Consider the following 396-nt stretch of genomic DNA (forward strand, 5'->3'; position numbering starts at 1 on the left):
ACGTGGACCTGCCCGAGGTTGGCTCCACTGTGACCGCGGGCGAGACCTGCGGCGAGATCGAAGCCACTAAGTCCGTCTCGGACCTCTACGCGCCGGTCACCGGTGAAGTCATCGAGATCAACGACGGCGTGGTGTCCGACCCTGCCGTGATCAACAACGATCCGTACGGCGCCGGCTGGCTCTTCAAGGTCACCGTCACTGAAGAGGGTCCGCTGCTCTCCGCAGAGGAATACGCCGAAGCGAACGGCGGCGAACTGTGAGTGCCCCCGCTGACACCGCAGTGTTCGAGCAGGTAGTTTCCCCGAGCCTCAACGCGGACCTGTCCGTCCTGGACCCGGAGATCGCGGCAAAGATCGACGACGAACTGGGCCGCCAGCGCGACGGCCTGGAGATGAT

The 396-nt window shown here is 64.6% G+C and carries 1 protein-coding gene; it reads left to right on the forward strand.

Going from position 1 to position 396, the window contains the following annotated elements:
- The coding region (locus GVN67_RS29440) for a glycine cleavage system protein H (protein WP_160000804.1) at positions 1 to 260 on the forward strand (260 nt) is incomplete at its 5' end.
- Positions 261 to 396 lie beyond the last annotated feature (136 nt).

The organism is Roseomonas sp. 18066 (genome assembly GCF_902706185.1).
Classification (GTDB): Bacteria; Pseudomonadota; Alphaproteobacteria; order Acetobacterales; family Acetobacteraceae; genus Pseudoroseomonas.